17 protein-coding genes are annotated in these 18,780 nt (G+C 71.9%); 4 read left to right on the top strand and 13 right to left on the bottom strand.

The genetic code is table 11. The features are described 5' to 3' along the window. Window positions 1-342: 342 nt before the first annotated feature. A complete protein-coding gene (locus FB047_RS16980) occupies window positions 343-516 on the bottom strand; it encodes a hypothetical protein (protein WP_167494244.1) in 174 nt (57 codons plus the stop codon). Window positions 517-620: 104 nt separating this feature from the next. Continuing rightward, complete coding sequence (rpsA, locus tag FB047_RS13120) at window positions 621-2,075, bottom strand: 30S ribosomal protein S1 (RefSeq protein WP_076675012.1); 1,455 nt, start codon at window positions 2,073-2,075, stop codon at window positions 621-623. Window positions 2,076-2,590: 515 nt separating this feature from the next. Here rpsA and FB047_RS13125 point away from each other — a divergent pair. Then, on the top strand, window positions 2,591-3,523 hold the full coding sequence (locus tag FB047_RS13125) for an aggregation-promoting factor C-terminal-like domain-containing protein (RefSeq protein WP_136587664.1): 933 nt from the start codon (window positions 2,591-2,593) through the stop codon (window positions 3,521-3,523). A 27-nt stretch (window positions 3,524-3,550) separates the two neighbouring features. Here FB047_RS13125 and FB047_RS13130 read toward each other — a convergent pair whose 3' ends face one another. The 11 genes from FB047_RS13130 to FB047_RS13180 all read right to left on the bottom strand — a co-directional run bounded on the left by FB047_RS13130 (window position 3,551) and on the right by FB047_RS13180 (window position 16,649). Beyond that, complete coding sequence (locus FB047_RS13130) at window positions 3,551-6,514, bottom strand: DEAD/DEAH box helicase family protein (RefSeq protein WP_136587665.1); 2,964 nt, start codon at window positions 6,512-6,514, stop codon at window positions 3,551-3,553. Between the two features lie 234 nt (window positions 6,515-6,748). Next, on the bottom strand, window positions 6,749-8,446 hold the full coding sequence (locus FB047_RS13135; protein WP_136587666.1) for an ABC1 kinase family protein: 1,698 nt from the start codon (window positions 8,444-8,446) through the stop codon (window positions 6,749-6,751). Between the two features lie 53 nt (window positions 8,447-8,499). Beyond that, the gene (locus FB047_RS13140) at window positions 8,500-9,078 is read right to left on the bottom strand and encodes a PadR family transcriptional regulator (RefSeq protein ID WP_136587667.1); all 579 of its coding nucleotides are present in this window, start codon (window positions 9,076-9,078) and stop codon (window positions 8,500-8,502) included. Window positions 9,079-9,168: 90 nt separating this feature from the next. Further along, window positions 9,169-10,074 carry an aggregation-promoting factor C-terminal-like domain-containing protein gene (locus FB047_RS13145; protein WP_136587668.1) on the bottom strand — a complete coding sequence of 302 codons (906 nt, stop codon included), beginning with the start codon at window positions 10,072-10,074 and terminating at the stop codon, window positions 9,169-9,171. Window positions 10,075-10,448: 374 nt separating this feature from the next. Next, a complete protein-coding gene (pgi, locus tag FB047_RS13150; RefSeq protein ID WP_136587669.1) occupies window positions 10,449-12,149 on the bottom strand; it encodes a glucose-6-phosphate isomerase in 1,701 nt (566 codons plus the stop codon). A 77-nt stretch (window positions 12,150-12,226) separates the two neighbouring features. Then, on the bottom strand, window positions 12,227-13,000 hold the full coding sequence (locus FB047_RS13155; RefSeq protein ID WP_136587670.1) for a hypothetical protein: 774 nt from the start codon (window positions 12,998-13,000) through the stop codon (window positions 12,227-12,229). Between the two features lie 384 nt (window positions 13,001-13,384). Next, a complete protein-coding gene (locus tag FB047_RS13160) occupies window positions 13,385-14,086 on the bottom strand; it encodes an NUDIX hydrolase (RefSeq protein ID WP_136587671.1) in 702 nt (233 codons plus the stop codon). A 9-nt stretch (window positions 14,087-14,095) separates the two neighbouring features. After that, window positions 14,096-14,605, bottom strand: coding sequence for a Sec-independent protein translocase subunit TatA/TatB (locus FB047_RS13165; protein ID WP_205822988.1), 510 nt, complete (start codon window positions 14,603-14,605; stop codon window positions 14,096-14,098). Next, the gene (gene tatC / locus FB047_RS13170; protein WP_205823000.1) at window positions 14,593-15,417 is read right to left on the bottom strand and encodes a twin-arginine translocase subunit TatC; all 825 of its coding nucleotides are present in this window, start codon (window positions 15,415-15,417) and stop codon (window positions 14,593-14,595) included. The genes FB047_RS13165 and tatC overlap by 13 nt, the downstream gene beginning before the upstream one ends. Next, window positions 15,414-15,650, bottom strand: coding sequence for a twin-arginine translocase TatA/TatE family subunit (tatA, locus tag FB047_RS13175; protein WP_136587672.1), 237 nt, complete (start codon window positions 15,648-15,650; stop codon window positions 15,414-15,416). Before tatA ends, tatC begins: the two co-directional genes overlap by 4 nt. A gap of 18 nt (window positions 15,651-15,668) precedes the next feature. After that, window positions 15,669-16,649 carry a dioxygenase family protein gene (locus tag FB047_RS13180; RefSeq protein WP_136587673.1) on the bottom strand — a complete coding sequence of 327 codons (981 nt, stop codon included), beginning with the start codon at window positions 16,647-16,649 and terminating at the stop codon, window positions 15,669-15,671. 167 nt (window positions 16,650-16,816) lie between these two features. Here FB047_RS13180 and FB047_RS13185 point away from each other — a divergent pair, with 167 nt between their 5' ends. The 3 genes from FB047_RS13185 to FB047_RS13195 are packed head-to-tail and all read left to right on the top strand — an operon-like array spanning window position 16,817 to window position 18,773. Next, the gene (locus FB047_RS13185) at window positions 16,817-17,128 is read left to right on the top strand and encodes a hypothetical protein (protein ID WP_136587674.1); all 312 of its coding nucleotides are present in this window, start codon (window positions 16,817-16,819) and stop codon (window positions 17,126-17,128) included. Beyond that, complete coding sequence (locus tag FB047_RS13190) at window positions 17,092-17,805, top strand: response regulator transcription factor (protein ID WP_240752807.1); 714 nt, start codon at window positions 17,092-17,094, stop codon at window positions 17,803-17,805. Before FB047_RS13185 ends, FB047_RS13190 begins: the two co-directional genes overlap by 37 nt. Continuing rightward, window positions 17,802-18,773 carry a sensor histidine kinase gene (locus FB047_RS13195; RefSeq protein WP_136587675.1) on the top strand — a complete coding sequence of 324 codons (972 nt, stop codon included), beginning with the start codon at window positions 17,802-17,804 and terminating at the stop codon, window positions 18,771-18,773. The genes FB047_RS13190 and FB047_RS13195 overlap by 4 nt, the downstream gene beginning before the upstream one ends. Window positions 18,774-18,780 lie beyond the last annotated feature (7 nt).

Raw genomic sequence — 18,780 nt, forward strand, 5'->3', positions numbered from 1 at the left:
CCGTGAGGCAGTTCACTTCTATATTCGATCATCCGAACCTGATGGCTCTCGCAGTGGGACCTATCGAAGAGATCGACGTCGCAAGAACCGGTCGAAGACCAGAACCAAAACTGTACACCATCCGGTGCAGGTTTTGGGATGTTCTCCGCTTGAGAGGACGCGGGGCCTTCCGGCCGCTCCGCTCTCCCCTGTGGGGCGAACAAGTAATAACTTACGCGGGATCCGACCACCCGTCGAATCGGGGGTGGCGCCCGGGCGTGTCGCTCCCCCGATTCGCGCCGATGACCAGGAAAAACCTCGCCCCCGCGCCGGACGGCGCGGGGGCGAGGGAGAGCGACGGTCTCAGGCGACCAGCCGGAGCGCGCCGGCGAGGGCGGCGGCATCCGAGTGTCCACCGGTGAACTCGATGCCGCCGAAGAACATCGCCCCGATGACCAAGACGAAGACGAACGCGATCGCCAGGAAGAGAACCGCGACGCCGGCGATGGTGATGAGAAGGGGAAGTCGAGATGCCATGGCACTCATCCTGCCCTCCGGTGGCGTCGGGAAGCCAGGGCTTGCGCCCGAGAACGACCGAAGGCCGGCACCCCGAGGGGTACCGGCCTTCGATGCGGGACGGATCAGCGACCGGAGAGCTTCTCGCGAAGCGCAGCCAGCGATTCGTCGTCGGCGAGGGTGCCCTGGGCGGGCGACTCGGACGAGAAGGACCCCCCGAACGAACCGGAGTCCGTCGGGTTGGCCGCCTCGGCCTCGAGGGCCTTGGCGACAGCGGCCTTGTGAGCCTCCCAGCGACCCTGGGCGGCGGCGTACTCCTGCTCCCACTGCTCGCGCTGAGCGTCGAAGCCCTCGAGCCAGGCACCCGACTCGGGGTCGAAGCCCTCGGGGTACTTGTACTCGCCACGCTCGTCGTACTCGGTGGCCATGCCGTACAGAGCCGGGTCGAACTCGGTCCCGTTGGGGTCGACCGACTCGTTGGCCTGCTTGAGCGACAGCGAGATGCGACGACGCTCGAGGTCGATGTCGATGATCTTGACGAAGACCTCTTCGCCGACCGACACGACCTGCTCGGCGAGCTCGACGTGCTTGCCCGACAGCTCGGAGATGTGCACGAGGCCCTCGATGCCGTCGGCGACGCGGACGAACGCACCGAAGGGAACGAGCTTGGTGACCTTGCCCGGAGCGATCTGACCGATCGCGTGGGTACGGGCGAACACCTGCCACGGGTCTTCCTGCGTCGCCTTGAGCGAGAGGGAGACGCGCTCACGGTCGAGGTCGACCTCGAGGATCTCGACGGTGACCTCCTGGCCCACCTCGACGACCTCGGAAGCGTGCTCGATGTGCTTCCACGAGAGCTCGGAGACGTGGACGAGACCGTCGACGCCACCCAGGTCGACGAACGCACCGAAGTTGACGATCGACGAGACCGTGCCCTTGCGGACCTGACCCTTGTGGAGGTTGTTGAGGAACGTGGTGCGCGACTCGGACTGCGTCTGCTCGAGCAGGGCGCGGCGCGAGAGCACGACGTTGTTGCGGTTCTTGTCGAGCTCGAGGATCTTGGCCTCGATCTCCTGGCCGAGGTACGGCGTGAGGTCGCGGACGCGGCGCAGCTCGATGAGCGAGGCCGGCAGGAAGCCGCGGAGGCCGATGTCGACGATGAGGCCACCCTTGACGACCTCGATCACGGAACCGGTGACGACACCGTCGTTCTCCTTGATCTTCTCGACGTCGCCCCACGCACGCTCGTACTGCGCGCGCTTCTTGGACAGGATGAGGCGGCCTTCCTTGTCCTCCTTCTGGAGAACGAGGGCCTCGACGTGGTCGCCGACGTTGACGACCTCGTTGGGGTCGACGTCGTGCTTGATCGAGAGCTCGCGGGAGGGGATGACGCCCTCGGTCTTGTAACCGACGTCGAGGAGGACCTCGTCGCGGTCGATCTTGACCACGGTGCCCTCGATGAGGTCGCCGTCGTTGAAGAACTTGAGCGTCTTCTCGACAGCGGCCAGGAAGTCTTCGGCCGAGCCGATGTCGTTGATCGCGACCTGCTTGGTAGCGGGAGCGGTCGTTGCGGTAGTCATGTAGTGGGTTGTCCTAGTTGGGTGGGTGTCGGGCTCCGACTCCTGCGCCCGTCGGTCCGGCGGACCGGGGCCGTCGGCATCCGCACGCCCGAGGGCGAACGCATGCCACGAGTCGAAGCGAAGCGGATTTGTTCGTGCGATGTCACGGGGCGACCCGGAGAACGGGCAGAGCCCCACGAGTGACACCCCAGTCTAACGCACGCGCTCCACCGCCGGGGGACGGTCGCCGGCACCCGACGTCACAAGCGGACACGTGAGCCGGGCAGCACCCCTCGGACCGCCGAGGGATTCGCCCCGGATCGGCGCTTTCTGCGGCGCCTTCTCGACCGCTCCGCCCAGGTGGCATCCAGACTGGCATGCCAGGCTCCCGGTTTCGTGCCCGCCGAACGCGGGTCGGACGGTGACACCCGCACCGCCCTCCCTCACGTGAAACCGGTTCTATGCGCTCTGATTCGACGTCCCTCACCAACCGTCGCTCCCGTCGCCAAGCCGCCCGCCGCTCCCGTCGTCGCCCCGTGACGACCGCGAGCGCCCTGGTGCTCGGCGTCGTCGCGGCAGCGGCTCTCACCGGCACGGTGCCCGCCGCCACGGCCTCTCCGGCCGACCTGTCGACCGCGACGTTCTCGCTCGCGTCGGCGACCACCCCCACCGCCCTCGCGGCCGCCCGCGGCCCCGAGGTCGACGAAGCCCGCGCCGCCACCACGGCCGCCACCGCCTCGATGCAGGCCGTCACGACGGTCCAGAACGACATCGCCGCGTCGGGCCTGGACATCGGCCAGCCCGCCACCGTCGACACCGCCCCGCTCGAGAAGGCCACCGAGCGTCTCGAGGCGGCATCCGTGCTCCCGGCCACCTTCCTTCCCGGCCTCGCCGACGACGTCACCGCGGCGACCACCGCCGTCGACCAGCGCGTCGCCGAGCTGCGCGGCGGCCTGGACGCCGCCGTGGCGAAGAAAGCCGAGGAAGAGGCCGCCGAGAAGGCGCGCCAGGAAGCCGAGGCGGCAGCCGCCGCCCAGGCCGCGGCCGAGAAGGCGGCGGCCGAGGAGGCAGCGTCCTCTGGAAGCGGCAGCAGCGGAAGCGGCAGCAGTGGGGGTGGCGGCGGATCGTGGACGCCCTCGGGCGGAGGCGGCTCGGGCGACAACAGCCCCGCCGCGGCCCAGGCCGCCGCGCGCGACATGCTCGCCAGCCGCGGCTGGGGCGACGACCAGATGTCGTGCCTCGTGTCGCTGTGGAACAAGGAGTCCGGCTGGAACTACCGCGCCTACAACTCCGGGAGCGGCGCCTACGGCATCCCCCAGGCTCTCCCCGGCAGCAAGATGTCGTCGGCCGGCGCCGACTGGGAGACCAACGCCGCGACGCAGGTCGCCTGGGGCCTCGGTTACATCTCGGGCCGCTACGGCACGCCCTGCGACGCGTGGGGCCACTCGCAGTCGGTCGGCTGGTACTGACCCCCGCGACGAGCGGCTGAGAGTCGCTCAGCGCCAGCGCACCATCGAGCGCGTCGCTCCGGAGAATGCTCCGGAGCGGCGCGCTTCGCTGATGAGGGCGAGGTTCTGCGGGCCGGACACCTCGTGCAGGACGGCGGGTCCGACGTGCACCTGCCACGCGCCGTGGAAGCGCACGGCGTCGTCGCGCCGACGGCCGATCCCCTCGGGGACGGCGAGGAACTGACGCGATCGGCCGCGGCCGGCCCGCTCCAGCACGCGGCGCACCCACCAGGACCCTCCCCCGCGGTTCACCTCGAGCACGAAACGCGGCGACCGGATCGGACCGCACAGCTGCTCGACCGCCTCCGCGAAGACGCGCTGGTCGCGGACATCGGCCCGCGGCATCCGGATGTCGACGCGGATGCCGCTGTCGTCGACGCCCGCGACCTCCACGGTCGGCGCCGCCGGCAGCGCGGCGACCCTGCCGCTCTCGGACAGCGCGGTCCAGACCACGCGCGCGATGCGCTCCATCGTGGCGGGGGCGTCGCGGCTCTGTCGCCGCGTGCGCCGCCACGCCGCGGCGAACGACACCGACAGGACGGTGCCGGTGACGGCGGCGACCGCCGCCAGCGGCACTCCCCCCGCCGCCGGCAGGAAGAACGCCAGCACCACCGCCGCGCCGGCGATCGCGACCGAACCGCCGAGGCCGCGCCCCAGGGCGCGTGCGGCGACGACCGAGGTCGAGAACACGGGCGCGCGCCGCGAGCGCTGCTCCACGCGCACCGACGCCTCCTCGCGGTCGACGTACGGCGTCCCGATGCGCCACGCGGCGCGCGTGTCGGCGCGCGCGGAGACGGCCCCGAGAGCGTCGACCGCGGCGACGGACGCGGCGGGATCCCCCGCCAGGACGGCGTCGAGGGCCGCCCGCCGGTCGCGGTCGAGGGCGGCGTCGAGACCGCGCACGATCTCGCCGGGCCGGTCGGCGTCGAGTCCCCACAGCCGGGCGTGCTTGCGACGCAGGCGGGCGGCATCCGGTTGCGCGGAAAGGGACGACGTCGGCGGCAGGATCGCCGTCACCGTCCAGTTGTGCGCGACCTTCTCGGGCCACCGCGGGTCGAGCCTCAGGCTGCGGCCGCGCAGCTGCTGCGTGGCCGCCGGCGTCGCCACCGCGGTGAGATCGACGAGGGTGTTGACCGCGGGACAGTCCCACCCCTCGCCGAACAGCCCACGGGTGCCCACGACGACCTCGATCTCGCCCGACGTCAGAAGACGCGACACGGCGCCGACGACGCCCCCGCCGGTCGCGCCGCGCACCTCGAGCACGGCGGGATCGTCGGCGCAGGGGGCGGTGTCGAGGGCCGCACCGAGCTCGCGGGCGAGGGCGGGGAGGACGGCGTCGGCGTGGCGGACCGACAGGCGCACCGTCGACGAGGTGACGAGGATCGCCCGCAGCGCCGCGGTGGCGGCATCCGTCGACACCACGGCGAAGGTGCGCACCGCACCGGCGGAGCCGAGCAGACCGCCGTGCACGTTCCCGTGCGTGACGTGATCGGTCACGACGAGGGCGCGCAGACGGTCGCCCAGCTGCGCGCGCTCGACGGCGAGGATGTCGCACGCTCCCCGGTCCTTCGCCAGCGACGACGCGAGCACGGTGTCGACGGGGTCGCGCGTGCGCCGGACACCGCGATCGGTGAGGGCGTACCCGAAGTCGCCGAGGAGGCGGCGCAGGCGCTTCCAGTCGGCCTCGCGATCGGGATCGGGCAGGATCCGCTCGAGGGCGTAGCGGCCGAGCAGGCGGATCGTCTCGTCGGCGGTCGGCGCGCGGCGCGCCACCGCGGGCAGCCTCTCGACGAGAGGGTCGTCGGGGGCGACCTGCGAGAACATGGCCGCGGCGGCCTCGGCCCCCGCGAAGTCCGCCGAGAACGCCTCGGCCAGACCCCGGTCGATCGCGGCGGCGTCGGGCTCGGCGGAGCGGATCTCGCGATCCGGGGGCGGTGGAGCGAGCGGGTCGACCCGAGCCGGGGCCGGGACCGTCGCCGGCGGCTGCAGGGCGTCGCGCAGGTACGCGCGCCCGGCGCCGACCGCGAAGGTCGTGCGCAGCGCCTCGTCGAGGGCCGCCGCGTGCGCGGAGAGGAACGCTCGCTCCTCCTCGGTCGGCTCGACGGCGTGGACGAGCTCCCGGTACGGCGCGAGATCGCCCTCGCGCACCACCGCGGGGACGGGCACCTCCAGATCGACCTCGCCCAGCAGCGAGACGTAGTTGTCGTACTCGTTCGCGTCATCGGGGGACGGCAGCGTCGCGGTGAGACCCACCACGAGCGGCTCGCGGCCTTCCGCGCGGAGGCGCGCGACGAGGGCCGCCACGACGAGGGCCCAGTGGTCGAGGAGGTGGTGGCACTCGTCGAGCACGATCGTCTCGACACCCGCCTCGACCAGGCGGTCCATGAGCTCGCGGGCGCGCGGGTGCAGCGCCGCGGTCAGGGCTGCGGCATCCTGACGGGCGAGAGTGCGCCGCACCGACCTCGATCGAGAGCGGATGCCACGCCGATAGGCCGCGGGGTTGGTCTTGTCCAGCGCGTCGAGCCACGCCGTCGCCGCCTCGAGCGGGCGGTCATCGCCCACGAGCTCGTCGATCCAGCGGGAGCGCGCGAGCGCCGCGAACGGCTCGGCCGCGTCAAGGACGCTCACCGCCTGGTAGGTCAGGGCGGTGAGATCGGCCGGGTGGGACGGGTCGTCCGACACCGCCGCGTCGTCGTGCGCCAGCCCGCGCGCTGCGGCGACCCACTGCGCGCGGATGGCCGTCGTGGGGGCGAACACCACGGTGCGGCGACCGCGACGGACGGCGAGGAGCAGGCCGAGCAGGGTCTTGCCCGCCCCCGGCGGGGCCACCAGATGCACCGGACCACCGGCATCGACATCGACATCGACGCGATCGAGCGCGTCGGCCTGATAGGCGCGCAGCGTCCCGTCGAAGCGCCACGCCGACAGAGGACGGCGCGGTTCGGACGACACCGCGCCAGTCTAGGGAGGTGCCCGCCGCCGGCCGGCGGACCGACACCCCCGGAAGGACGACGCGTGGATCTTCGCTGGCTCGACGCGCCCGCGGCCCGGACCCCTCAGACCGGGATCTGACCCGTCGTGGGAAGGCTCGCGTGGTCCGTCTTCCGCGGCGGACTCTCCCTCGTGCCTCTGGTCTTCGCCTTCGCCGGCTTCACGTCGATCGTCGACGGTCGGTAGCGGCCGGGATCACAGGCCGTTGCGCCGCGCGACGAATCCCGCCAGCACGGCGTGCGAGAGCGGGGCGATCGAGGCGATCATCAGCAGCGTGCCGAACACCGCCTGCTCGACCTGCAGCAGGATGCCGCCGATGAGGAGTCCCGTGAACAGCACCGCCGAGACCACCCGTCGCACCATCCGTTCGAGATCGCGCATGCGACGCTCGATGCGCGGCGTCTGCACCGTCACGGAGCCGTCTTCGAACCGCTTGATGAGATTGTCGATGCGGCGGGGCAGGCGCGCCGTGACCCCCGCGACCGCACCCACCTCGCGCACGAAGGCCTGCGCGGTGTTACCGCTCTCTTCGCGGATGAGTCGCTGGGCGTAGGGCTCGACGGCATCCCAGATGTTGAAGGCCGGATCGAGGGCGCTGCACATTCCGCTGGTCAACGACATCGCGCGCACGATGAGCAGGAAGTTCTCGGGAAGCTGGAACGGCAGCGCGCGCACGACGTCGCCGAACTCGATCGCGAAGGCGCGGAACTCCCGAGGATCGACCTCCTGCAGCTCGGCGAAGCCCATGCCGCCGAAGCGCGAGAAGAGCTGCGTCATCGCCCGCTCCAGCTGCACGGTGTCGGCGGAGGGCAACAGCACGCCGACGTCGCGGATGCCGTCGACCAGGCCCTTGCCGTCGCGCGACGCGGCGGCGATCAGCACACGGCGCAGACCGCGGCGGAGCCCGGGCGGGACCTCGCCCATCATGCCGAAGTCGATGAAGGTGAACCGCCAGGCCGGGGTGCCGGCCGCGGTCGTACCCCCGGTCGGGGTGACGAAGACGTTGCCGGGGTGCGGGTCGGCGTGGAAGAAGCCGTCGTCGAAGAGCTGGTCGAACATGACCGCGGCGAAGCGGGCGGCGACCTCGGCGGGATCGATGCCCGCGGCGCGCAGGGCGTCGACGTCGTTGATCTTGATGGCGGTGACGTCCTGCAGGGTGAGCACGCGGCGCGTCGTGCGCTCCCACACCACCTCGGGGACGGCGACGCCGTCTTCACCGCCGAAGTCGGCGGCGAACCGCTCGGAGTTCGCGGCCTCGTGCAGGTAGTCGATCTCTTCGAGGCTCGTCACGGCGAACTCCTCGACGAGCGAGGGCATGTCGACGCGGTCGCGCACGAGGGCGACCTTGCTCAGCCACACGCCGACCTTGCGCAGTGCGCGGAGGTCGACGTCGACGATGCGGTCGATGCCGGGGCGCTGGATCTTCAGCACCACGGCGCGCATGCCGGTCTCGTCCGCGAGCGCGTCGGACAGGACGGCCCGGTGGGCCTGCCCCAGCGAGGCGGCCGCGAGCGGGCGCTCGTCGACGGAGGCGAAGGCCCGCTCCAGCGGCATCCCGAGTTCCGCCTCGGCGCGGGCGCGCATCTGCGCGAAAGGGACCGCGGGCACCTCGTCCTGCAGGCCCTCGAGCTCCTTCGTGATCTCGGGGGGAAGGACGTCGAGTCGCGACGACATGAACTGCCCGACCTTGATCATCAGGCCGCCGAGATCGACCGCGAGCACGTGGAAGCGCTGCGCGATGCGCTGCAACCGGCGAGTGCGGCCCCGGGCGGAGATCCACCCGAGGCCGAACCGCGGCAGGAACAGCTCGTACCACCACGCCTGCACGAGATAGCGCGCCGCGAAGCGCGTGATGCGGCGATAGCGCGCCTTCATGAGGGCGTCGTCGGTCATCGATCCTCCTGGATGCCGACGTGCGCCCCGCACGCGTCGAGCTCTGGCAAACCTCAGCCCTGGGCGAGGATGGAGTAGAGCTTACGGCGCGCCTCGTCGAGGATCTCGACCGCTTGCGCGACCTGCTCCTTGTCGCCCGTGCGCGCGACCTGGGCCGCGGCCTGGGCGAGCTCGACACCCGCCTTCGGCAGGGCCGTCATGCGGCCGCTGTCGCGCGAGGTGGCGGACTCCCAGGGCGCGGTGCGCTCGGTGGTCTCGTCTCCCGCGGCCGCACGGCCCTCGGGGGTGAGCGAGTAGGTCTTGCGGCCGTTCGACTCCTCGGACTGCACGAGACCCTCGTCGGTGAGCAGCTGCAGGGTCGGGTAGACCGAACCGGGGCTCGGCTTCCACGATCCGCCGCTGCGGTCCTCGATCTCGCGGATGATCTGGTAGCCGTGCATCGGCTGCTCGAGCAGCAGCGACAGCACGGCGGAACGCACGTCGCCCTTGTTCATGCGCGGCGACGAGCCCGCCTTCTGCTCGAACTGCGTGCGCAGCTGCTCCAGCCCCTCGAGGATGTTGGACATCGGCCAGCCGGGGGTGTTGTTGCCGCCGCGTCCGCCGAACGCGTCTCCCAGGAATGAACCACTCATGACGACCTCCTTCGCGCGAACCCGATCTGAGTCAGCGATACATAACGATATATCGCTGAGGATGCCGCGGGGCGGTCGTCGAGGGAATTCTCAGTACCAGTTGGTGGCCTGCGAGTGACCCCAGGCGCTGCACGGCGTGCCGTACCCGCGGGAGATGTAATCCAGTCCCCAGGCGATCTGCGTGGCGGCGTTCGTCGCCCAGTCGTCGCCGAAGCTCGCCATCTTGCTGCCAGGGAGCGACTGGGGGATGCCGGTGGCGCCACTGGAGTTGTACGCCTGGTAGTTCCAGCCCGACTCCTTGGTCCACAGCGACGACAGGCACGAGAACTGGTCGCTCCCCCACCCGTACTTCTCCGCGGCCAGCTGCGCGGCGTAGGCCTTCGCGCCGTCCGGGGTGTTCACGCGGGCGAGGGCCTCGGCGGCCTCCTTCTGGCGCTGCGCCTCGGCGGCGGCGGCGGCCTCGGCCTGGCGCTGCGCCTCGGCGGCCGCGTCGGCGGCGGCCTTCTCGGCCTTGGCCTGATCGAGGCTCGAGCGCACCTCGGCCACGCGCGCACTCACGCGGTCGGCCTCGGTCTTCGCGTTCTGACTCAGCGCGGGGACGAGGAGGACGGGCAGGAGGTCGCGGGAGTCGAGGCGGTCGACGGCGTCGGTCAGCGCGGACGTGTCGATCGAGGCGTCGCCGATCGACAGCGGCAGGCCCGTGGTGGCGACGTCGGCCTGGACCGCGTCGGCGCTCGAGAGGGCGGACTGCGCCTCACCGAGCGCGTCGTCGGCTCCCGTGGTCACGGCGTCGAGGGTCGGCGCGGACGAGACCGGCAGCGCGGTGCCGGGGGCCGCGAACGACGCGGCCGAGGCGTCGGGCAACGACACCGGGGCGGCGATCGCCAGCCCCGTGGTCGCCACCAGACCCAGCGCCAGACCCGCGCAGGTGGCGGCGGTGACGAGGGTGCGGCGGGCGCGGTTGACGTGGACGAGTTTGAGATCGGAACGCAGCAAGGAGAGAACTTTCGTCGGGGGCGCGCTCGTCGGGATCGAGCGCGGTCTCGTGCCGTCGGGTCGACACAAGTCCCCGAGTGTGGGGGCCGGTTCTGAGCGTTATCTCTTCGTTACCTGGATGCTTCGTGGGAGCGCGGCTTTTCTCGGCCGTTCGAGGCGTCGTTCGATCGGGGGTGGCGGCGGGACACGGGGAGGGCACACGTAGGCGAAGCATTTAATGCCTCTGACCGGGGGTTCTCCCGGCATCCGCGAATCACCTCCACCCCGGTCGCGCGACGCGGGGCGCGGACGCCCGTGAGACGCCGAGCGGGTCGCCCCGGAAAGTCATGAGAAAACCTTCCGGAACGACCCGCTCCGACCGTGTGCGCCCGGCGTCAGCTGCGGTGAGCGCGGTAGAAATCGAGCAGCGAGCGCGTCGACGCGTCCTGCGCGGCGAGCGCCTCGTCGTCGCCCTCGAGCGCCGGCGCGATCTGCAGGGCGAGCTGCTTGCCGAGCTCGACGCCCCACTGGTCGAAGGAGTTGATGCCCCAGATCGTGCCTTGCGTGAACACGATGTGCTCGTACAGCGCGATCAGCTGCCCGAGCACCGAGGGCGTCAACGCGGGCGCGAAGATCGACGTCGTGGGACGGTTGCCCGGGAAGGTGCGCGCCGCGACGAGCGCGCCCGTGGTTCCCTCGGCCTCGACCTCCTCCGCCGTCTTGCCGAAAGCCAACGCCTTCGTCTGCGCGAGGAAGTTCGCCAGGAACAGCCCGTGCACGTCGCGTCCGTCGTCGGCGAGGGGGTACGCCGGGTTGACGAAGGCGATGAAGTCGGCGGGGATGAGGCGGGTGCCCTGGTGGATGAGCTGGTAGAAGGCGTGCTGGCCGTTGGTGCCCGGCTCGCCCCAGAACACCTCGCCCGTGTCGGTGGTGACCGGCGAGCCGTCCCAGCGCACCGACTTGCCGTTGGACTCCATGGTGAGCTGCTGGAGGTACGCCGCGAAGCGGTGCAGCTGCTGCGCGTACGGCAGCACGGCGTGCGACTGCGCGCCGAGGAAGTTCGTGTACCAGACGTTGAGCAGGCCCATGAGGACGGGCACGTTCTCGGCGAGGGGCGTGTTCGCGACGTGCTCGTCGACGAGGTGGAAGCCCGCGAGGAGCTCGCGGAACGTGTCGGGACCGAGCGCGATCGCGAGCGAGAGGCCGATCGCGGAGTCGACGGAGTACCGCCCGCCCACCCAGTCCCAGAAGCCGAAGGCGTTCGCGGGGTCGATGCCGAAGGCCGCAACCTTGTCGAGGGCCGTGGACACCGCGACGAAGTGATGGGCCACGGCCTCGGTGCGGGCGTCGTCGGAGTCGTCGAGCACGCCGGCGGCGCCGAGCTTCTCCCACAGCCAGTCGCGCGCGAGGCGCGCGTTGGTGAGGGTCTCGAGCGTCGTGAACGTCTTCGAGGCCACGATGAACAGCGTCGTCTCGGGGTCGAGGTCGGCGGTCTTCTGGGCGATGTCGGTCGGATCGATGTTCGAGACGAAGCGCGCGTGGATGCCCGCGTCGGCGTACGGCAGCAGCGCCTCGTAGATCATGACGGGACCGAGGTCGCTGCCGCCGATGCCGATGTTCACCACGTGCGTGACCTTCTTGCCCGTCACGCCGCGCCACTCGCCCGCGCGGACGCGGTCGGCGAAGGCGCTGAGGCGGTCGAGAACCTCGTGCACGTCGTGGTCGACCTGCTGTCCGTCGACGACGAGGGCGGGCTCGGCCCCGGCCGGGCGACGAAGGGCCGTGTGCAGGACCGCACGGTCCTCGCTGGTGTTCAGGTGGGCACCGCGCAGCATGTCGGCGAAGCGCTTCTGCACCCCGGTCTCGTCGGCCAGCGCGAGGAGGGCGTCGAGCACCTCGGGGGTGACGAGGTTCTTCGACAGGTCGACGTGCAGGTCGCCCATCTCGCGCGACAGGGTGCGGGCGCGGTCGTCGTCGGCGGCGAACCAGCCGCGCAGATCGGGCTGGAATCCGTCGCGCAGAGCGCTCAGACGGGACCAGGCGGCGGTGGAGGTGGGGTCGATAGGCGCAGTCACGGAACCCACGGTAGCGAGCATCGGGCCCGTCCGCGGGGCGGATGACGAAGACCGCCCGGCGCGCTAGGACGTGTCGCTGAACGGATTCGCTTCCCCTGTCATCGCCAGGCGCGGACGTGGTGAATAGTGGCGGACTTGGGGTAGCTACCGGAGCGGGGTCCGATCTCGAACAGGTCGATCATGAGGAAGAGCGGATAGTCGGGAGCCTGTTCGATCCGTCGGAGGACGCGGCCTTCGCATCCGATCACCGTCTCTCCCTGACCCCAGATCACCGTCCAGGTGTGGGGAGAGGATGCGTCGAAGGGGAGGACCACCTCGCCCATGTCGGTGGTCAGTCCCGGATCGTGGTGCGCTTTGACGCCGGTGCGGGCCACGGTGGTTTCACCGATGGCGTCGGCGTCGATCTCGAAGATGCAGATCTCACCGGACTCCGTCGGGGATCGGTGTTCCGTTCCGACGAGCCATGCCGCGAGCATGCAATCGGTTGCGCGGCTCGCGGAGACGGTGATCTCCACCCGCCCGCGTGACGGCGCGAACAGGAGACTTCGTGGTGTCTCGGTGCGGACGTCGAGACCGGCTCGGTGACGATGTGTTCCGAGCGGTGAGCCGACCGGCCCGGAGTACACACCTGTCTGCAGATTGGAGACCCGGAGAGGTGCGTCCTCGAGGCGCCAATCTGGCTGGTCGGAGTCGATCCGCAGTTCGATCCCGGCAGTGACTATCTCGTAGTGCGCGCGCGCCCGCTCGGGGGTGGTCCAGTGCGGCAGGTAGCTCGCGACCCATCGCTTCACGTCCAGCCCGGTGCTGAAGTCGTCATCGATGTCGGGTTCACGACTGGGCGCTGCGGGGAGGTTCCCCGGGGAGGACGGCATGAGAAATGATCGCACGCGAGCCGAACCCGTGACGGGTCGCGGCGAGGGAGAGCTCGGAGGGAGAGCTTTGCACGGTCTTCTCCGAGCGCATCGCGATCCCGCGCCATCACCGGAGCCCGTCGGCGCATCGCTCGACGACTCGGCGCGCGCGGTAGGGATCCGCTGCACCTGACCGCCGTTGATCGGCCTGCCGCACCGCATCCGTCGGTGCGCGATCAGCTCATCACGTTCGAGGGTTGTCGCGGCGATCCACGGGCGCCGACCCGCCGACGTCGCGGACGGGACCAGCAGGCCGATCACGGCCGGCGCGTCGTGGGAGATCACACCACGGGCCCGGCGTTCAAACTCCCTCAGGAGGTGTCCGAAGGCGTCCGGCAACACGTCCTAGACGCGGTCGGTCGACGGCGGGACCGGGAGGGGGATCTCGCACGCGCGGTCCCAGGGCTCGGTCCACCCGAGACGGTCGAACAGACCGTCGAGCAGCATCGCCGTGAAGCCCCAGACGGTCTGCGGCCCGCCGGCGGTCTCGAGCAGGAAGGCCGGTCCGCGCCACTCTCGCCCCTCGCGGCGCACCACCGTCGACCCGCGCCGAGCGGGATCGAGCAGGTCGGCGACGGGGGCGCGGAACACCGCGGCGGACTCGGCGCGATCCACCGCCCGCACGGGCGTCGGACGCGCCCACCAGCCGAGCACGGGGGTCACCTCGTGACGCGAGAAGGCTAGCGGAACCGGTGGCAGCGTCCCCAGGACGTCGACGCCGTCGGGGTCGAGTCCGGTCTCCTCGCGCGCTTCGCGCAGCGCCGCGGCGACGGCGTCGTCGTCGCCGGGATCGACGCGACCACCGGGGAAGGCGACCTGCCCCGGGTGGGCGCGCAGGGTGCTCGCGCGCGCGAGCAGCAGCACGTCGAGGTCGCTCGGCACGTGGGTCGCGCGTCGCGTGCTCGGGATGCCGTCGAGCACGCCGAACAGGATGAGGACCGCAGCCGCGCGGGCGTCGCCGTCGACGGGCAGCGCCCGCAGGGCCGGGGAGATGTCTCCGGCGCCCCGCGCGAGCAGGAGGTCGAGCTGGGCGCGGGGCGAGGGCATGTCTCGAGGCTACGTCGCGAGGGGGATCCGTGCGCTCTCGTCGGGCGCGAGGGCGTCCGGGGCGGGGGCGTCCGCGCCCGCGGGATCCTCGGAGGCGGCGTCGACGGGGACCTCGATCCACCGCGGGTGCGCCGAGGTCCCGACCCGGATGCGGCGCAGGGTCGCGTCCGTCGCCTCAGAGAGGGGGTCCACGGCATCCGGTGCCGTCGGTGCGATCGGGTCGGTCTCGACCTCGGGGACGCCGTGCGGGGCGGATGCCGCGACGGCCGGTGCCGCGAGGGCCTCGGCGATGATGCGGCGCGGGTCGTATCGCCGGGGGTCGAGCGCTCGCCATTCGCTCGCATCGACGGGCACGCCGAGCTCGATCGCGGCACGCTCGCGGCTGGAGTCCACCGCGCGGCGAAGCTGTCGCAGCACCGTCGCGAGGCGTTCGACCACCCCGGGGAGCCGGTGCGGACCGATGATGACGGCGGCGATCAACCCGACCAGCAGAAGCTTCTCGAGACTCAGACCGAACACGATGCCTCCTCGGGGGTCGACCGCGTCGCGGCCCGGGCGTGGGCGCGATCGTGCAGGACCGCTATCGCGAGAGCCGCGGCGAAGAGGGCGGCCATGGGCACCGCCACCACGAACATCGACATCACGTCGGCCGAGGGGGTCGCCAGTGCGCTGAAGAGCACGATGGCGACGACCGCGTACCGCCAGCTGCGGGCGAGGCTCCGGGCGGAGAGCAGACCGGCGAGGTTGAGCACGACGAGGACGACGGGCAGGACGAAGGCGACGCCCGTCGCCACCACGACCTTCAGGATGAAGTCGATGTACGCCCCGGCGTCGAGGATCGTGGAGTCCTCGCTCGCGGCGAACCCCGCGAGCACCGACACCATGTGGGGGAAGAGGAGGAACCCGGTCGCACATCCCGCGGCGAACAGCGGAGTCGCCGCCCCCACCGAGCCGAGGACGTACCGGCGCTCGCGCCGCGTGAGACCGGGCAGCACGAAGGCGAAGAGCTGGTGGAGCCAGACGGGGCTCGACAGCACGAACCCCGCCACCAGGGCGACCCGCAGGTGCAGGTCGAAGGCTCCGGTGACGCTGTCGAAGTTGAGGCTCGCCTGCCGGTCGGCCGCGATCTGCGCGATCGGGGCCCGGACCAGGTCCATCACCGGTTCGTACAGGAACCAGCCGATGACGGCGCAGACCGCCACGGCCACCGCCGCCCGGACCGCGCGCCGCGTCGCCTCGTCGAGGTGCGCCGCGACGGGCATGGGGGCCGACCGCGGGGCCTCGGTCGGGACGGGCGCGGGCGCGGGGGCGAGCACGGTGGCGGTGGTCATGTCGTGCTCGGCGGGGAGGAGACGGGCACCGCCGTCGTCAGCGGAGCGCGCTCGTCGGACCGATCGGTCGGAGCGGCGGGGGCGTCGGCGCGGGAATCGCTCACCTCGGTCTTCAGGATGCGCACCGACTGGCCGAGGCTGCGGGCGAGCGCGGGCAGCTTCGCGGCACCGAAGATGAGGACGATGACGGCGAGCACGATGAGGGCGTGCCAGCCGGTGAGGTTCTGCAGCATGGACGGGGTCCTTCCGGATCAGCGACCGCCGGGCATGGCGCCCGCGGTCGGGATGGTGGTGGTGTCGACGCGGACGCCGAGCGAGACGGTCCAGCCGTTCGCGTTGTCGCCCGAGGTGGCGGCGAGCTCGAGCACTCCCCCGTCGTCACCGAAGACGTTGTCGCTGTCGAGCGAGACCCGGGAGAGATTCGATGCCGAAGACGGGTACAGGCTCGTATCGCCGTAGACGGTCTCGCAGGTGTCCTTCGGCAGGGCGACCTGCGAGGTGGCGATGGCGTTGGACGCATCGGTGATGGCATCCACGCTCGGGTAGACCTCGAAGTGGATGTGGGGCCAGCGACCGTCGTAGCAGCCGGGGAAGATCGAGGTGAAGGACACGACGCCGTCGTCGCCGACGACCTGCACTCCGCGCAGGTACGTCTCGTTCTCGATGTTGGAGGAATACATCGAGTAGTTGCCCTCGGTGTCACAGTGCCAGACGTAGACCGCGGCCCCCGTGAACGGCACGTCGCCGTTGGCGGCGTCGAAGATCGTCAGGTTCAACGTCATCGGCGTTCCCGCCGCCGTCGCTCCGCCGTCGAGGCTCGAACGCAGGTCGCTGCGCACGATGCCCGACTGTTCGAGGATGTCGACGCCGTTCGACCCGTCGCCGGGGTAGGGCCCCGCGGTCTCGTCGGGGATCTCGCCGGCGGGCAGAGCCGCTGCGGAGGTGGTCACGGTCGCCGTCGCCGTCGGCATCGCGGTCGCGGTGGGCGTCGCCGTCGGGGTCGCCGCGGGCGTGGCCGTCGCGGTCGCGCCGGTCGCCGCGGGGGTGCACGCGGCGAGGGTGGCCGCTCCCGCGCCCAGCACGACGAGACCCAGGATGCCGCGGCGCGAGACGAGCGTGCGGATGTCGAACGGGGCGCCCTGGTCGACGACGGGCTCGTCGGCCCGGTCGAGCAGTCTCCCCTCGTACGCGGGGCCGTCGGGGGTCATCTGGGTGTCGGGGATCCTGCTCACGGTCGCCTCCCGGCTCTCGGTGGGTATGTCGTCGGGCCAGGATGTCGGGGCGACCCTGCACCGCCCCTGACCGTTCCTATGAACGCGCTTCGCGTCGACGGCCGCTCCGGCGGCCCCGGGCCCCGGCCCCGCGGAGGCGTGTCAGGATGAAGGCCGGGAGGACCGTGATGACGCAGCAGCTGCACGCCGTGACGCTCGTCGTGAACAGGCCGATCACGAAGATCGACGCCCTCGACGCCATCGCCTTCGCGGCGGACGGGAACGTGGAGGATGCCGGGACCGCGCGCCCCCGCGTGTGGCTCGCCCCGCACGCCTGGGCCGAGGTCGAGATCCCCAAGTTCGCCGATCCGCCGCCCTTCGCGATCGACGTCTATTCCGACGCCTCAGGAGCGGTCGCCTGGGCGCAGGCGCGGCGCCTGCACGCCGCCCTCGAGCGATTCGGGTGGACCGTGCACCCGCCCGTGGCCGGCGCGCGGTGACCTCGGCGACGCCCGCTCCGCGCGCGCGGCTGCTCTACGTCGAGGACGACGCCGAGATCGCCGAGATGACCCTCGAGGTGCTCCGCGAGGTCTACGACGTCACGCACGAGACCGAGGGTCCCGCCGGGCGCGAACGCGCGCTGCGCGAGCGCTTCGACGTCGTGGTGCTCGACCGGCGTCTCCCCGGCTGCGACGGAGCGGAGATCGTCCGCTCCCTGCGGGCCGCGCACATCACGACCCCCGTGCTGATGCTGACCGCCCTCGGCGCTGTGGCCGACCGGGTGGACGGTCTGGACGCCGGGGCGAACGACTACCTGCTCAAGCCCTTCGACTTCGACGAACTGCTCGCGCGCCTTCGCGCGCTGGTGCGGGCCTTCCGCGCCGAGGGACGCCGGCGCGAGGTCGCCGACTGGACCTACCTGCCCGACACCGCGGTGGTCTACGGCCCGAGCGGCTCCCGGGTGTCGCTCACGGCGACCGAGAACGCGGTGCTCGACCTGCTCAGCCGCAGCCCCGACCACGTGTTCTCGCGCGAGGAGATCGCCGGAGCGGTGTTCTCCTCCCCCGAGGCCGTGACCACGGTCGACACCTACGTGCACTACGTGCGCCGCAAGACGGCGACCGAGGTCATCGAGACCGTGCGCGGCCGCGGCTACCGCGCGGGGGCGGCCCGATGAGCACCGCGCAGCACGACCGCCGCATCGTCCGTCGCGCGGCGGTGCGGGTGGGGGCGCTGGTGGCGGGGGCCTCCGCGGTGGCGATCGCGGGGGGTGTCGGCATCCTGGTCGCCGTCCTCGTCTCGGGCGCGCGCCAGGAGGGCGGCGGTCACCAGGGCGGCCCGGGCGTCCCCGGGGGCGATCGCTTCGTCGTCGACCTCGACGACGTGCTGCCGTGGGTCCTCGGCCTGGGGCTCGCGGGCGTGATCGTGCTCGGCGTCGTGGCGTGGGCCGCGGCTCGCTGGTCGGTCGCGCCCCTCGACGACGCCCTCCGGCGGCAGCGCACCTTCGTCTCGGACGCCAGCCACGAGCTGCGCACCCCGCTGACGGCCCTGACCAGTCGCATCCAGATCGTTCAGCGGCGCCTGCAGCGCGGCGAGGGAGCCGACGAACCCGTCGCTCAGCTGCGGCGCGACGCCCAGGTGCTCGACGACGTGCTCACCGACATGCTCCTCACCGCCGAAGGCGCGGCCCAGACCGGAACCGCCTCGATCGCGGAGAGCGCGCGCGCGGCCGTCGCGGGGCTCGACGCCCTCGCGGACGAGGCCGGGGTGCGGCTGCGCGTCGGAGACCTGGACGACGCCGTCGTCGCCGTCCCCCCGGTCACCGTGGTGCGCATGTGCACGGCGCTGCTCGACAACGCCATCGGGCACACGCCCGCCGGCGCGGAGGTCGTCGTCACGGCCCGCCGGAGCGAGGACGCGGTCGTCCTCCGCGTGAGCGACGAAGGACGCGGGATCGCGGATGCCGACCTCCCCCGCATCTTCGAACGCTTCGCGCGCGGCGCCGAGTCGGGGCGGCGCCGCGGCTTCGGGCTCGGACTCGCGCTCGTGCGCGAGGCCGCCGTCCGCGTCGGCGGTCGGATCGAGGTGGAGCGCACCTCCCCCGCCGGCACGGTGTTCGCCCTGCACCTGCCGCTCGCGCGCTGAGAGGGCT

The organism is Microbacterium hydrothermale (genome assembly GCF_004854025.1).
Lineage (GTDB): Bacteria > Actinomycetota > Actinomycetes > Actinomycetales > Microbacteriaceae > Microbacterium > Microbacterium hydrothermale.

Coding starts and splice junctions, on each gene's coding strand:
- FB047_RS16980 (WP_167494244.1), bottom strand. CDS start 516: ATGGCATCTCGACTTCCCCTTCTCATCACCATCGCCGGCGTCGCGGTT.
- rpsA (WP_076675012.1), bottom strand. CDS start 2,075: ATGACTACCGCAACGACCGCTCCCGCTACCAAGCAGGTCGCGATCAAC.
- FB047_RS13135 (WP_136587666.1), bottom strand. CDS start 8,446: ATGACCGACGACGCCCTCATGAAGGCGCGCTATCGCCGCATCACGCGC.
- FB047_RS13140 (WP_136587667.1), bottom strand. CDS start 9,078: ATGAGTGGTTCATTCCTGGGAGACGCGTTCGGCGGACGCGGCGGCAAC.
- pgi (WP_136587669.1), bottom strand. CDS start 12,149: ATGCTCGCTACCGTGGGTTCCGTGACTGCGCCTATCGACCCCACCTCC.
- FB047_RS13155 (WP_136587670.1), bottom strand. CDS start 13,000: ATGCCGTCCTCCCCGGGGAACCTCCCCGCAGCGCCCAGTCGTGAACCC.
- FB047_RS13160 (WP_136587671.1), bottom strand. CDS start 14,086: ATGCCCTCGCCCCGCGCCCAGCTCGACCTCCTGCTCGCGCGGGGCGCC.
- tatC (WP_205823000.1), bottom strand. CDS start 15,417: ATGACCACCGCCACCGTGCTCGCCCCCGCGCCCGCGCCCGTCCCGACC.
- tatA (WP_136587672.1), bottom strand. CDS start 15,650: ATGCTGCAGAACCTCACCGGCTGGCACGCCCTCATCGTGCTCGCCGTC.
- FB047_RS13185 (WP_136587674.1), top strand. CDS start 16,817: ATGACGCAGCAGCTGCACGCCGTGACGCTCGTCGTGAACAGGCCGATC.
- FB047_RS13195 (WP_136587675.1), top strand. CDS start 17,802: ATGAGCACCGCGCAGCACGACCGCCGCATCGTCCGTCGCGCGGCGGTG.